This is a genomic window from Deltaproteobacteria bacterium, from assembly GCA_016709225.1.
Lineage (GTDB): Bacteria > Myxococcota_A > Polyangia > Nannocystales > Nannocystaceae > Xiheibacterium > Xiheibacterium phototrophicum.
The window spans coordinates 3,272,128-3,285,333 of sequence record JADJEE010000001.1 but is presented as its reverse complement, the minus strand read 5'-3'; the positions used below and the strand labels follow the sequence as shown (position 1 = coordinate 3,285,333).

The following is a 13,206-nucleotide window of genomic DNA, read 5'->3' as shown; positions in this document are numbered from 1 at the left end:
CTCGTCTCAGGCCGGCACCACGCCGAGCGCGGCGAGCACCTTGGCGGGGGTGATGGGCAGGCTACGTACCGGCACGCCGAGCGCGTCGAACACCGCGCAGCCGATCGCGGCGGCGGTGGGGATCGTCGCTGGCTCGCCGATGCCGATGGCGCCGGTGCTGTTGTTGCCAACGAACACGTCGGTCAGCACGACCTCGATGTCGGGGATGTCGCGCGCGCCGGCGATCTTGTACTGCTCGAGGTTGGGGTTGAGCATGCGACCGAAGTCGCGATCGAGCACGCGCTCCTCGAGCAGGCCGTAGCTGGTGCCGAGGATGATGCCGCCCTGCACCTGGCTGCGGGTCGTCAGCGCGTTCATCACGCGGCCGCAGTCGTGCATCGCCAGCACGCGCTTGGCTCGGACCACGCCGGTCCAGGTGTCGACCTCGACCTCGGCGAACTGGACCCCGGCGATCTGCGGCATCGCCTGCGGGCCTGCGGTGCCGGGGAACGCCATCGGGTGGCTGCCGAAGGTCTTGGCCCGCGTCGCGGTCGCGACGATGGCCTCGGCCGGCATCTTCTTGCACAGCTGCGCGAACGTGAGGCTCTTGCCGCCGCCGGCGATGGTGCCGTCGTCGCGCCACGTGACCTCCTGTGGCTTCACGCCGAAGAGCTCCGCGGCGACGTCGGTCAGCTGCGCGCGGGCCCGCTCGGCGGCGTTGCGCACCGCCGGTGCGACCGACGAGGTCGTCACCGAGCCGCCGCTACCGACCGAGGGGCCGAAGTCGGAGCGACCGATCTTCATCGTGATGCCGTCGAGCGGACGTCGCAGCACCTCGGCGGCGACCTGGGCCATGACGGTGCCGATGCCTCCGCCGATGTCCTGCACGCCGTTCTCGATCGCGACGCTGCCGTCGCGGCCGATCCGGCAGGTCACCTGGGCCGCGCCGCCGCGGCCGAAGTCACCCCAGATCGAGGCCGCGACGCCGACGCCCGTGCGCATGCGGGCGTTGCCGCCGCGCTGCGCGGCCGAGCGCGCGCGGGCCTGCGCCCAGCCGAAGCGCTTCGCGCCCTCTTCGAACTGCCAGCGTCGCACGGGGTGCTCGTCGTGATCGATGCGCAGGCGCAGCGCGTCGAGCTGGGCCTTCGCGGCGAGCTCGTCGATCGCCAGCTCGAGCGCGAAGGCCCCCTGCGGATGGCCGGGCGCGCGCATGGCAGTGGCGGGGCCGGCGTTGGTGAACACGTCGCTGGCCTCCACCGACACGTGCGGCACGCGGGTGTAGATCGAGAACGCGTTGCGACCGATGCCGGCGCCGGTGCCGATGCCGGCGGTGCCGAGGCTCTTGACCGCGATCGCGACCAGCTTGCCGGCCTTGTCGGCGCCGAGTTCGATCTCCTGGCGCGAGTCGGGGCGGTTGCCGGTGCACACGTGCTCCTCGTGGCGGTCGCACATCAGCTTCACCGGCGCGCCGGCCTTGCGCGCGAGCTCGCCGGCGATGAAGCCCATGCGCGTACCCGGGGCCGAGGCGCCGAACTTGGCCCCGAAGCCGCCGCCCAGGAACTCGGTGATGACGGTGACGTGGTCGGACGGGAGCTCGAAGATCTCGGCGAGCTCGTCGCGCACGCTGAAGATGCCTTGGGTCGAGCACCACGCGGTGATGCGATCCTTGGCGTCCCAGCGCACGAGGATGCCGTGGGTCTCGAGCGCGCTGTGGGTCTGCACCGAGGTGGTGTAGGTCGCGCGATGCACCACCGCGGCCTTGCCGAGCGCCTTGCGGGCGTCACCGCGCTTGCTGCTCGGCATCGGTCGCACGTTGCCCTCGCCGCCCGCCTCACCGGCGGCGCCGGGCTCGTCGCCCTCGGTCCTGCGCTCGCGCACCTTGCCTTGGTGCACCGCGGGCGCGCCGGCCTTGCTGGCGGCGACCAGATCGACCACGAACGGCAGCGGCTCGTACTCGACCTCGATCGCCGCGAGCGCGTCGTGGGCGAGCTCGGGACGCGTGGCCGCGACTGCGGCGACGTCCTGGCCGGCGAAGATCAGACGATCGCCCTTGCTCGCCACCGCCAGCGCCGCCTTCACGCCCGGGGCCTTCTCGGCGCCGGCCAGCGACAGCTTGGTGATGCGTGCGCACGGCAGCGGGCAGCGCAGCACCGCGGCGTGCAGCATGCCGGGCACCGCGACGTCGAAGGTGTACTGCGCGCGACCGGAGACCTTGAGGTGGCCGTCGATGCGAGGCACCGGCTTGCCGACCTGCGTGAGCGTGGTGTCGGCGTCCCACGGGCGCGGCTCGCCCTCGGGGAGGTCGACCTCGACCTCGGTCAGGTGATCCTGGAAGCCGAGCGTCAGTGTCTTGCGGCTCATCGCTGCGCTCCCTTGCTGCGCGTGCCCGCGACCTCGAGCACCGCGGCGACGACGTTGGGGTAGGTGCCACAGCGGCACAGGTTGCCGGCGATCGCGTCCTTGACGTCGTCGGCGGTGAGCGGCCCGCCACCGGCGGCGTGGCGACGCAGCAGCGCACTGCAGCTGGTGAGCATGCCGGAGGTACAGAAGCCGCACTGCATCGCGTCGTGGCGCACGAACGCCTGCTGCAGCGGCGACAACGAGGTGTCGCCCTCGCCGAGACCTTCGACGGTGGTGACATTGGCACCCGCGACGTCGTGGGCCAGCATCATGCAGCTGTTGCGCGGCACGCCGTCGACCAGCACGGTGCACGCACCGCAGGCGCCGCGATCACAAACCACCTTGGGGCCGGTGGTTTGGAGGTCGAGCCGCAGCGCGGCCAGCAGCGTCACGCGGGGTTCGACGGCGACGGTCATGGGCTTGCCGTTGAGCGTGAACGCGACCGGGACCGCGTCGGGTCCGATCTCGGCCGGCGCGTCGGCATCGGTGACCGTGGGGGCATCGCTGCCGGGCTCGTTGGCAGGCTTGGCGCAGCCTGCCAGCACCGAGGCCGTGCCGACGCCGCGCAGCAGTCCGCGACGGGTGAGGGACGGAGTCGTCATGACGCCGCGAGTGTACCCTCGATCCCAGGCGCGCGGCCCGGCGTCAGAGTGCTGCCCGTTCGGTCAGGATGCTCGCGATGCGGCGCTCGAGCTCCGCACGGCCGTCGCCCGCACCCACGGCGTCGAAGTTGGTGCGGGCGATCTCCGCCGAGAGCTCCGAGTCGGCCTGCACACTGCGCTCGAGCATCGCCAACATGACGGTGTCGCCGGCGAAGCGGTCGCGCAGGCGTGTCATCGCCGACTGCTGAGCGACCACCCGTGCGCGCTCGAGCACGTCGATGCGCACGCACTGGATCACCGGATCCGGGGTCCGCCGCAGCAGCGGCACCAGCGTCTCGGGCGAGCTGCGGCGGTGCGGCGTCGCCGGCGGTGCGAACCCGGGGTGGAACGCGACCATGAAGAAGCCCGGCGCGCCGGTGTCGTCGTAGGCGAGCCGCAGCTGCGACACGAAGCCGGCGAACGACTCGGCGTCGTGGTGGCGGTGCGCTCGCGCGAACACGAAGGTCGGCAGCAGGATCTCGGCGTCGTCGTGGGTTGCGACGATCGATTGCAGCCAGCGCGCGGTCGAGCTGGCGAGCTGGTCGTCGTCGTCGCGCAGCACGTGCTGCAGCGGGCGATGCACGCGGCCCTGCTCGCGGCTGCGTCGCGCGAACGGGCACAGCCCCAGCTGCTCGACGATCTCGACGAGGTAGCGATCGTGCACGGCGTGCAGCCGGCCGGCGGTGGGCAGCCCCGCCGCGGCCGCGCGCGGGTCCTCGAGGTCGTGGCGTCGGGCCCCGGCGAACATTCCGATCGCCGCAGTGTAGCCCGGCGCGCTCGCGCTAGCCGCCGGTGGTGGCGTCGCCCGTGCTCGTGCTGGTGCCAGTGCTCGCGGGGTCGCCTGTGCCCGTGCTGCCACCGGTGGTCGGCGCCTCGCCGGTGGTGGAGCCGGTGTCGCCCGTGGTCGAGCCGCGCTCGGCGGCGCCGCTGGTGTCCGAGCCGCCGCTCGTGGAGCTCGACGAGCTGCCCTCCGGTTGCGGATCGCCGCAGGCGCCCACGAGCCCCCGATCCTGCGAGCTGCCCGCGAGCGGTACGCACTGGAATCGTGGGTAGCAATCCGCGTCGTCGTTGCACGCGGTGCCTTCGAGGAAGTCCCCGCGGAAGCACCCCGCGACCAGGCCGAGCGCCAGCAACGACAGTGATGTTCGCGTGCGCATCGTGGCTAGAACTTCCCGCTCCACGACAGACCCGCGCCGCCGCGGCCGACCGACGCCGTGACACCGCGCGTCCGTGGCTTGCGAGCACCGGTCAGGATCATCGCGATCGCGCTGCTGGCCAGCAGCGCACCGCCGATGCCGAGGCCGATCGCGGTGCGGTTGGCCCGCACGCCGTCGCGGGCGAGGCCCTGCAGCGACGCGGCGTCGGTCTGCGAGGGATCGGCGCCGACGCGGTCGCGGCCCTCGCGTTCGATGCGGCTCGACTCGGCGATGAAGTGCCCCATGTAGCCGAGCGCGACGCCGGCCCCTGCGAGCACCACCGTGCCCATCACGATGAACGCGACGCGGGCACGCGGCTGCATCGGCGCAGGCTCGGCGGCGCTCGGGGCCACCGCGCGCGGTGGCGGCACGGCGCGGGGCGGCGTCGTGGTGGTCGGCTCCGACACGGCCGAGGTGCTCTGCGCCGACGCGTCGTCGCCCGCGTTCGCCTCGTCGGTCGAGGGCGCGGTGGCGGGTGGCGTGGTCGCATCGTCGGCCGGTGGCGTGGTCGTGCCGTCGGCCGGTGGCGTGGTCGTGCCGTCGGCCGGTGGCGTGCCGGCGGCCGCGTCGGTCGGCGCGGCGGTCGTCGTTTCGGCCGCCGGCGGCGCGGTCGCGGCGGGCAGGCGCTGCGCCGACGCGAGCGCCCCGAGCAGGATCCACGTCGCGGGGACCGGATTCACGGCATAGGGAGACCACACGCGCGCGTGGGTGTCAACGGCGGTGGGCGACGGCCGCGCTCGTGCGACGGCGACGCATGCCTCGACGTCCCCGCGTCGGGAAGCGCAGCGTCGATGGCCCCGTGATCAACGCGGCGACTCGCGAGTCCACCGGGGGTGACCCCCGTGCGACTGCGATCCTCCGTGCGCCTCGATGCCCTCGCGTCCGTCGTGGCCTGTGTGCTGCCGGTGGTGGCCTGCGACGCCCCCGGCGGCGCGCCGTCGCAGTGCTTGCCCGTCGTCGGCGCGGTGATGCGCGTCGATGATCAGGATCGCGTGGGGACGCCGCGCGGCGAAGAGGATGCCCAGGGCACGAGCCTGCAGGGTGGGCGTCCGCGCGGCGACGACGAGGGCCAGGGCACGAGCCTGCAGGGCGGGCGTCCGCGCGACGACGAAGAACTCCAGGGCACGAGCCTGCAGGGCGGGCGTCCGCGCGACGAGGAAGATCTCCAGGGCACGAGCCTGCAGGGCGGGCGTCCGCGCGACGACGAAGACGCACAGGGCGCGAGCCTGCAGGGCGGGCGTCCGCGCGATGAGGAAGATCCGCAGGGCACGAGCCTGCAGGGCGGGCGTCCGCGCGATGAGGAAGATCCGCAGGGCACGAACCTGCAGGGCGGGCGTCCGCGCGACGAGGAAGAAACCCAGGGCTCGTCGTACCAGGGCCGGCGCATCGGGCTCGAGGCGATGGTTGGCATGCGCATCGAGCTCACCGACGGCTCCCCGGTGGTGCTGCAGGACGGCCGACTGGTGGCCGGGGCGCGTGTCGGCGCTGCCGCGCTGCAGGGCGAGGACTTGCGCGGCATCGCGAAGAGCGGCCAGCGGTTCGCGCTGCGCATCGCCACCGTGGAGGCCCACGGCGGCGGCGAGCGAATCGTGCTCGAGGCCGACGGCAGCCCCGTGTGTGGCGACGACGGCCCGGGGATCTTCGTCGCCGGTGCGTGGGACGAGTACGGCAGCTTCACCGCCGACGAGGGCGAGCTGACCTTCTCGTGCACCGACGGCGTGATCTCGAAGTGCATCGACTGGGGCTACGCGCCGTGGTCGTTCGGCGCCGAGGTCCATCAGAGCTGCACGCGACTCGCCCGCGCCGACTACTGCGGTGACGGCCGCCCGTGGACCCTCGACGGCACGCACATCGACGTCTACGACGACTTCGGCGTGCAGCAGCGGGTCGGCTTCGACGAGATGTCCTTCGAGGCTGCGTGGGGCGAGCAGGGGGCCGTGTGCGTGAACGCGACGCGCTACGACATCGAGGACGAAGACGGCTCGGCCATCGTGCCCGACTGCTTCGCTTCGCTGCCGCGCTGCACGAGTCTCGCGGACGCGACCATGGCAGGCGCGGTGCTCGCGAACGACTCGCGGCACACACCGATCGAGGCCTGCGCGGGTGGTTGACCCGCGCCGCGGCGCTCCCTGAGCCGCGCGCGAACCCACGCCCAGGCCCTCGGGCCGCGCCGCCGTGGTGCGTCGCTGCCATCGCCGCCCTCCGGCCGGTGCCGAAGCACCCGCCGGACGGCGGTGTATGCTCGGGCGAAGGTGCCGATCGATCCCTCGCAGGCCGACGCCGTCTTCGGCGACGAACCGGTGCCACGGGGGCTGCGATGGATCATCGGCGGGCTGCTGATGTATCGGATCCTCTACCACCTGACGTGGGTGGCGGAGGTGCCGTTCGCGGTCGCGCCGGTGAGTGACGGGCGGGTCTACGAGCTGGCGGCGCTGGACCTGCTCGCCCATCCACCGCTCGGGCAGGCGCCGTTCTATCTGCAGGGCTTCTACGCCGCGGTGCTCGCGGCACCGATGGCGCTGGGGGGCCTGCCGGCGGCGCTGCTCGTGCAGCTGCTGCTGGCACTCGGTGCGCTGGCGCTGTGGTACCGCGCCATGCGGTCGTGGTTCGGCGCGCGCACGGCTGCGATCGGGCTCGCGTTGGCGCTCGCGATCCCGGCGCTGGCGTTCTACGAGAACAAGATCCTCTCCGCGTCGCTGACCATCGACTGCAGCGTCGCCGCGCTCGCAGCAATCGCGTGGTTGCGTCGCGGCGCGCCGACCTGGGCCTGCGCCGTCGCGGGCATGGCCGCCGGTGCGTGCGTGCTGGCGCGGCCGAACCTGCTGCTCGCCGTGCCTGCGCTGGTGTTCGCGCTGTGGCGGATGAGCCGGCGCGACGCGCCGGCGGTGCGCATGGCGGTGTTCGCCGCCGGCGTCGCGCTGGCGCTGGCACCGATGGCGTGGCGCAACGCAGTCGTCACCGGCGACGCGACCATCTTCCCCGCCCACGGCGGCGGCACGTCGTTCTACATCGGCAACAACGCCGCCGCGCGCGGGGTCTGGAACGCCGGTGGCGTCTTCTCCGGCGACGTCACGCGCGAACGCGAGGAGATCGTGCTGCCGGATGCCGCGCCCGGCGTCGAAGTCGACGCGGCCGCGGGCACGCGCGAGCGCGGGCGCGAGCTGTACCGCCGCGCGCTGCAGGACATCGGCGACGATCCGCTGCGCTGGGCGCGGCTCGAGCTGCGCAAGGCGTGGCTGCTGCTCGGCAACGACGAGCTCGCCCAGGACTACGACATCGCGGGCGAGCGCGAGCTGATCCCATGGGCGTGGCCGATCGGGCTGCCGTTCGCACTCGTGGTCGCGCTGGCGCTCATCGGCGCGTGGCGGTGCCGGGGCGATCGCGTGCTCGGCTGGACACTTGGCGGGCTCGCGTTCGCGACCATCGCCGCCAACCTGGTCTTCTTCACGTCGTCGCAGCACCGGCTGCCGCTGGTGGTGCCGCTGGTCACCTGGGCCGCACCGGGCGTGGTTGCGCTGGCGCAGTGGTGGCGCGCACGTGCCGTGCAGGGGCGTGCGCGCGTGGTGCTCGCCTTGGCGGTGGTCGTCGCGGTGCAGGGCTGGTGGCCGCGCGTGCGCAGCCGTGGCGTGACCGCGGTGCACTACTACAATCTCGCGGTCGCCTACGATCGCGTCGGTGAGACCCAGCCGGCGCTGTCGGCCTTCGATCGCGCGCTCGCGCTCGCGCCCGATCACCCTGTGATGCTGATCGAGCGCGCGTCGCTACGGGTCGCGCTCAGCCAGTTCGACGGTGCGCGGGCCGACCTCGAACACCTGCGCGCGCTGCCGTCGCCACCGTGGGTGCAACGTCGCGCGGCGTTGCTCGAGCGCCAGCTCGCGTCGCTGCCGTGACGGGCGGCTACCCGCGGCTGCGCATCGCGATCGCCACGATCGCACCGATGACGACCAGTGCCGCGAGCACCGCGAGCACGATCTTCGCCGTGCTCCACGGCCGCTCGCCCGCGACCGCGCCGGTGCGCGCGTTGACCACGAAGCGGTGGACCTTCTCGCCGTAGCGGAAGCTCGAGATCCACAGCGGCAGCAGCAGGTGCTTGAAGGTGGTGTCGTGATGCGTGGTCTGCAGGCCGTGGATGCGCTGCTCGTCGCCACCGATGTCGCGACGGACCTCGTCGCGGATCCGCGAATCCATGCGCTCCTGCGCGATCGCGAAGCCGCCCTCCAGATCGATGCCGTAGCGCTCGGCCAAGAACCCACTCAAGTAGGCCGGATCGAACGGCGCAAGTCCGCCCAGGTCCCACGGCTCGAGCTTCTCCAGCATGTCGCGGGGCAATGACTTGGTGCCGGCGACCAGCACGTCGTCGAACTCGACGTCGACCTGTCCGCGGACGTGGTGCCAGCGGATCTTGCGAACCTGGCGGGTCTGTCGACGGCCCTCGGAATCGGTATACGACTCGGTCTCCCAGTATGCGTCGCCGCGCTCGCCCGAGTACTGCGAGCGCGTGGCGGAGTCGTAGGTCCAGTAGGGCAGGTAGACGCCGTCCATGCCCGAGGCCTTCGCACGCTTGGCGAGATCGCCGGGCGCGAACCAGAGCTGCGTCAACCACCGCTCGAACTCGCCGCGGGCTCGCTTGGCGTCGATCGCGAACGGCAGCAGACTCTCGGGGCGAATGAACTGGCGCGCGTCGTCGGACAGCACCACCGGCGAACCACAGAACGCGCAGTGGTCGGCCTTGCGCGTGGTCACCGAGACGGCGCCGCAGAAGGTGCACTGCACCTGCGTGGCGTCGTTGCTCAGATCCTTGGCGGTCGCGGTGCGGGCCTGCGCGAGTGCGGCACGGAAGTCGTGCTCGACGATCGGCGCTGGCGCACTGGCGGCCGCGATCTGCTGGCGGTGACCGCAGTAGGGGCACGATAGCTCGCTCGTGCCCGGCTGGAACAGCAGCTTGGCGCCGCAGGCCTCGCACGGGAACTCGGTGTTGTTCGTCGACGTCGGTGCTTCGGTCGGTTGCATCGCGCGGAGCCGGTGGTCCGGCATGGTACCAGCGCTGCGGCCGCGGTCACTCCTGGACGCGCGCGACGAGGTCGCCCTCGAAGTGCACGATGAAGGTGTCGAAGCGATTCTTCCAGTAGCGCCACTGCGCCGCGGCCAGGTCGCCGGTCGCGTGCGGCGGGGGATAGCCGATCGCCTTGATCACACCGGTCTTGCTCATGCCCGGCGCCACCCGGCCCGCGGCGATGCCCTCGCGGTCGGCCTGCGAGAGCGCGTCGCCGCGGTCGCAGGTGTCGCCGAAGTAGCGGCCCAGGTGCACCGAGATGCCCTCGACCATGAACTCGGGGCGGAAGAGGTACGTGTACGTGACCGCGCCGACCGTGAAGGTCATCTGCGCGTCGTCGAGCGCGACCACGTGCACCGGCGTGCAGATCGGGATCACCCCGCCCTGTTGGTAGTTGATCGAGTACAGCCGCGCGGCCTTCGGGTCGGGGTGCAGCACGGTCTGGGTGAGCACGTCGCGGCCGATCCACGGGTGCGTCGCGACGGGCGTCGAGCCGGATGCGCCGGGATCATGCAGGGCTGGATCGGTGGCGCAGCCGAGCAGGGTGATGAGGCAGAGCAGGGGCACGACGCGGGCCGACATCGCGGCCATGGTACGGCCGCCGATGCGCCGGCGGTCGCTCGCGATGGCCGGCCGCATCGCGACGGTGCGATCGAGATCACATGTAGATCCCGACGAAGCCGCCGGCTCCCGCGACGACCACCGCGCCCTCGGGCGTGATGGTGCACTTGCTCACGCTCTCGGTGACGTCCTCGAAGGGCGTGATGTCCTCGAAGCTCGCGCCGCCGTCCTCCGAGATCATCACGAGCCCGGTGTTCGACGACAACGGCTGGCGCTCGCCGACCACGACGATGCGATCGCCGGCCGCACAGACCCCGCGGGCCCAGGTGCCGAGGTCGTTGCCGCCGACGATGTCGGGCAGATCGAACTGCGCGTAGCCGGCGGCATCGTAGGGATCGGCGCCGCTGACGTAGATCTTGCCCACGTCACCGTCCTGATCGACGCCGACCGCGACCACGCGCTCGTCGGTGGCGGCGACGCCCCACATCTCGCCGGTCCAGCCGGTGTTGGGCAGCTCGATCGCGTCGAACATCCACACCTCGGCGGCCGGCGCGGCCGCGGGCAGGAACAGGTAGGGCGGCTCGGCGATGGTCGAGCCGCACGCGTACATGCGATCGTCGTGCACGACCAGGTCGAGCATCTGGTAGCCGGGCGGGTTGCCGCCGTTGGCCCAGTAGTAGTGATCGTCCCACTGCAGCGCGTTGGCGCCGACGCTCCCGTCGGGTCGCAGCAGCGCGCCGTAGCCGGTCTGCGACTCGGTGAAGATGCGATCACCCGAGAGCAGACCGAGGCTCCCGGCGGGGAAGCTGGTACCGACTTGGTTGCCGGCGACGAGCACCTGTGTGACCGCAGCCGGTGAGCTCGAGGTGTCGTAGCCGAGGATCATGTCGCTGTCGGTGGCGTCGAAGCCGGCGACGTAGAGCAGCCCGTCGTCGCCGCGCGCGATGGCGCTGACGCGGAACTGCGCGGCCTCGTTGGCGGGGTCGGTCGCGATCGGCGACCAGCTGGTGCCGCCGTCGAAGCTGCCGTGAAGACCGTAGCCGACCTGATTGGTGCCGCAGCCGACCCACATCGCATCGGCCTCGACGAGCAGGGCGTCGGTGCGGCTGGGGCCGCTGCACGAGTGGGTGTGGATCGACCACGTCGCGGGCTCGCCGGTGGTGGTGCCGCCGCTGCTGCCAGAGTCGGAGCCGCTCGAGTCGGCCATCGAGCCCGATGAGCCGCTGCCCTCGACCATGCCTGGCCCGTCGCTGCTCGAGCCCGACGAGCCGCTGCCTCCGAGGCTCGTGCTGGCATCGGTGGTCGGCGCGGTCGCGCTGCCGTCGCCGGCGGCGTCGTCGGACGTGCCGGGCACGCAGGCGATGACGACGAGCAGCGCCAGGGCGGCGGTGGGCGAGGGGAGGGCGGCGGCGATGGGGGCGGAGCGTTCACGCATCGCCTCCGTTGGAGTCGCCACCGGCGGCTCGGATCACTGCCTACGGCCGCACCACGCCCTTGGCCCGCAGCACCGCGCACGCGTTGCGGGTGAAGTAGCTCGCGCCGGACTCCACGCGCAGCCGGCCCTCGATTCCGGCCCGCAGCTGCTCGAAGCAGGGCTCCTGCGCCATGGATCGCGCGCTCGCGGCATTGTCGTCGTCGGGCGGCAGGCCGAGGGCGGCCTCGACCGACAACGCGAGGTCGTCGTCGCCGCATGCGTCGCGCGAGGCTGCGACCGCGCTGCGGAAGAACGGCATCGCGAAGTAGGGGAACTGGTTCTTGCGCACCAGCTTGGCGATCGCGAGCTTGGTCGAGGCGTCGGTGCCGGCGACGGCAACGAAGTCCTTCGCGACGCGAACGCACTCCTCCCCCGACCACGACAGGCCGAAGCACTGCTGGAAGATGCTCGCACCGAGGCCGGCGCGGCCCGCCATGAACGCGGTGTCGTTCGCGAGCACGGGGTATCGCCGCAGCATGCCCTCGGCCCGCGCGAACTCGCCGAACGCCTCGAAGCCGTCGGTCGCCGCGCCCGCGTTGGTCATGTAGGCGTTCGCGACCTCGCGCAGCAAGTCCTCCCATGCGGCCGTGCGGCTGGCGGGCGGGATGTCTTCGAGGTGTTCGTACAGCTCGGCGTACTGGTGTGCGCGCGCGAGCCTGCAGGTCGGCCATCTTGTGACGCACGTCGGCGACCGCGGCGAAGCCCGACGCGTGCGGACCCTGGTCGGGCGCCATCGCCGTCGGTGACGAGGCGGCGTGGCGATGCACCGCGGCGATCGGCTCGGCCTCGGCGCACACCGCCGCCAGCTCGCGGCGCTCGGGCGTCGTGGTCGCGCTCGCGGAGCCGGTGCCGGCGGTGGAGCCCGGCGGTGGCGCGACGGCGTGTTTGCGGCCGCAGCCCGCGAATGCGGTGAGAAACGCGGCGGCGGCGAAGCTGGCGGTGACGAGGATGCGGCGGGTCGTGGGGGTGCGGAACATGGTGTGGGGCCGTGGGGGGCGACGGCGCTCTCGCGACGCGTCCACCCTGCCCGTGATCCCGCGCCGGGCTTGGTTCCCACGGGATCGACCACGGCGCGCGCATGGCCTGCTAGGCTCGGCACCACCGTTGGCGAGCGACGACGACGACGCGATCTTGCTGGAGGCCTGGCGCGGTGGTGACCCCGACGCCGGGCGAGCCCTGGTCGCGCGCCACTTCGGCGCGATCTACCGCTTCTTCGCCAACAAGCTCGGCGGCGACGTCGACGATCTGGTGCAGCAGACCTTCCTCGCGTGCGTCGAGGGGCGTGACCGCGTCCGCGACGCCTCGGGCTTCCGCGCGTACCTCTATGGCGTCGCGCGCAACCGCCTGATGCGACACTTCCGTGACCGTGGTGCGACCGGCGACGAGCTGATGGTGAGTCAGATCGAGGACTCGCTGGTGAGCGTGGCCGAGGCGATGGCGCACAAGCGCGAGGAGAAGCTGCTGCTGCGCGCGCTCCGGAGCCTGCCGGTGGACCTGCAGATCGCGGTCGAGCTGGCGTACTGGGAGGGCCTGTCGGATCGCGAGGTCGCGGCCATCCTCGGCATGCCGATGGGCACGTTCAAGAGCCGGCTCCGCAAGGCGCGCGGATTGCTGGCCGAGGCGATGGCGCGCCTCGAGGGCAACCGCAGCGTGCTCGAGTCGACCACGCTCGGCCTCGACGGTTGGGTGGCCTCGATTCGCGCGATGCTGCGGGAGACCTCACTGGTGCTCTCGGGCGCCGCCCGGCGCTGAGCCCAAGCGGTTCCGGTCGGCGGCGCGACGCGATGGCTCTGGGTCGGCGACGGGGGTCCGCTCGGCGACGAGCCGGACGAGCGGCCGCGTGCGCGTCGTCGTCGCCCGCGGGCGCGGCGGTTCGCCAGCCACCGTTCGATCCGTGCGATG

Annotated in this window: 12 protein-coding genes; 3 read left to right on the top strand and 9 right to left on the bottom strand. The window is 72.6% G+C overall.

What is annotated here, in order from left to right:
• Nucleotides 1-6: 6 nt before the first annotated feature.
• From IPH07_13440 to IPH07_13420, 5 genes are read right to left on the bottom strand one after another with little or no spacing between them, the layout of a single operon-like run.
• On the bottom strand, nt 7-2,340 hold the full coding sequence (locus IPH07_13440) for a xanthine dehydrogenase family protein molybdopterin-binding subunit (GenBank protein MBK6918394.1): 2,334 nt from the start codon (nt 2,338-2,340) through the stop codon (nt 7-9).
• A complete protein-coding gene (locus IPH07_13435) occupies nt 2,337-2,981 on the bottom strand; it encodes a (2Fe-2S)-binding protein (GenBank protein MBK6918393.1) in 645 nt (214 codons plus the stop codon). The genes IPH07_13440 and IPH07_13435 overlap by 4 nt, the downstream gene beginning before the upstream one ends.
• A 43-nt stretch (nt 2,982-3,024) precedes the next feature.
• The gene (locus IPH07_13430; protein MBK6918392.1) at nt 3,025-3,768 is read right to left on the bottom strand and encodes a DUF1415 family protein; all 744 of its coding nucleotides are present in this window, start codon (nt 3,766-3,768) and stop codon (nt 3,025-3,027) included.
• Between the two features lie 34 nt (nt 3,769-3,802).
• Nucleotides 3,803-4,177, bottom strand: a complete 375-nt coding sequence (locus IPH07_13425; protein MBK6918391.1) for a hypothetical protein — start codon at nt 4,175-4,177, stop codon at nt 3,803-3,805.
• A gap of 5 nt (nt 4,178-4,182) precedes the next feature.
• Entirely contained in the window at nt 4,183-4,896 is a 714-nt protein-coding gene (locus IPH07_13420) for a hypothetical protein (GenBank protein ID MBK6918390.1), read from the bottom strand.
• A gap of 162 nt (nt 4,897-5,058) precedes the next feature.
• Here IPH07_13420 and IPH07_13415 point away from each other — a divergent pair, with 162 nt between their 5' ends.
• Both IPH07_13415 and IPH07_13410 read left to right on the top strand, forming a co-directional pair.
• Entirely contained in the window at nt 5,059-6,327 is a 1,269-nt protein-coding gene (locus tag IPH07_13415; protein ID MBK6918389.1) for a hypothetical protein, read from the top strand.
• A gap of 141 nt (nt 6,328-6,468) precedes the next feature.
• Nucleotides 6,469-8,106 (top strand): hypothetical protein, encoded by a 1,638-nt coding sequence (locus IPH07_13410; GenBank protein MBK6918388.1) that lies wholly within the window; start codon nt 6,469-6,471, stop codon nt 8,104-8,106.
• A gap of 7 nt (nt 8,107-8,113) precedes the next feature.
• Here the strand turns inward: IPH07_13410 and IPH07_13405 are convergent, their stop codons facing one another.
• The 4 genes from IPH07_13405 to IPH07_13390 all read right to left on the bottom strand — a co-directional run bounded on the left by IPH07_13405 (nt 8,114) and on the right by IPH07_13390 (nt 11,875).
• Nucleotides 8,114-9,226: a hypothetical protein gene (locus IPH07_13405; GenBank protein MBK6918387.1), complete on the bottom strand. Its 1,113-nt coding sequence runs from the start codon at nt 9,224-9,226 to the stop codon at nt 8,114-8,116.
• 46 nt (nt 9,227-9,272) lie between these two features.
• Nucleotides 9,273-9,851, bottom strand: a complete 579-nt coding sequence (locus IPH07_13400) for a hypothetical protein (protein ID MBK6918386.1) — start codon at nt 9,849-9,851, stop codon at nt 9,273-9,275.
• 76 nt (nt 9,852-9,927) lie between these two features.
• Nucleotides 9,928-11,265 (bottom strand): hypothetical protein, encoded by a 1,338-nt coding sequence (locus tag IPH07_13395; GenBank protein MBK6918385.1) that lies wholly within the window; start codon nt 11,263-11,265, stop codon nt 9,928-9,930.
• 40 nt (nt 11,266-11,305) lie between these two features.
• Nucleotides 11,306-11,875 carry a hypothetical protein gene (locus IPH07_13390; GenBank protein MBK6918384.1) on the bottom strand — a complete coding sequence of 190 codons (570 nt, stop codon included), beginning with the start codon at nt 11,873-11,875 and terminating at the stop codon, nt 11,306-11,308.
• A 404-nt stretch (nt 11,876-12,279) separates the two neighbouring features.
• Here IPH07_13390 and IPH07_13385 point away from each other — a divergent pair, with 404 nt between their 5' ends.
• The gene (locus tag IPH07_13385; protein ID MBK6918383.1) at nt 12,280-13,056 is read left to right on the top strand and encodes a sigma-70 family RNA polymerase sigma factor; all 777 of its coding nucleotides are present in this window, start codon (nt 12,280-12,282) and stop codon (nt 13,054-13,056) included.
• The last annotated feature ends 150 nt before the right edge of the window (nt 13,057-13,206 follow it).

What these genes read in the sequence shown, in the direction of transcription:
- IPH07_13425 (MBK6918391.1), bottom strand. Translation starts at nt 4,177, where the DNA reads ATGCGCACGCGAACATCACTGTCGTTGCTGGCGCTCGGCCTGGTCGCG.
- IPH07_13405 (MBK6918387.1), bottom strand. Translation starts at nt 9,226, where the DNA reads ATGCAACCGACCGAAGCACCGACGTCGACGAACAACACCGAGTTCCCG.
- IPH07_13400 (MBK6918386.1), bottom strand. Translation starts at nt 9,851, where the DNA reads ATGTCGGCCCGCGTCGTGCCCCTGCTCTGCCTCATCACCCTGCTCGGC.
- IPH07_13395 (MBK6918385.1), bottom strand. Translation starts at nt 11,265, where the DNA reads ATGCGTGAACGCTCCGCCCCCATCGCCGCCGCCCTCCCCTCGCCCACC.
- IPH07_13385 (MBK6918383.1), top strand. Translation starts at nt 12,280, where the DNA reads ATGGTGTGGGGCCGTGGGGGGCGACGGCGCTCTCGCGACGCGTCCACC.
- IPH07_13440 (MBK6918394.1), bottom strand. Translation starts at nt 2,340, where the DNA reads ATGAGCCGCAAGACACTGACGCTCGGCTTCCAGGATCACCTGACCGAG.
- IPH07_13435 (MBK6918393.1), bottom strand. Translation starts at nt 2,981, where the DNA reads ATGACGACTCCGTCCCTCACCCGTCGCGGACTGCTGCGCGGCGTCGGC.
- IPH07_13430 (MBK6918392.1), bottom strand. Translation starts at nt 3,768, where the DNA reads ATGTTCGCCGGGGCCCGACGCCACGACCTCGAGGACCCGCGCGCGGCC.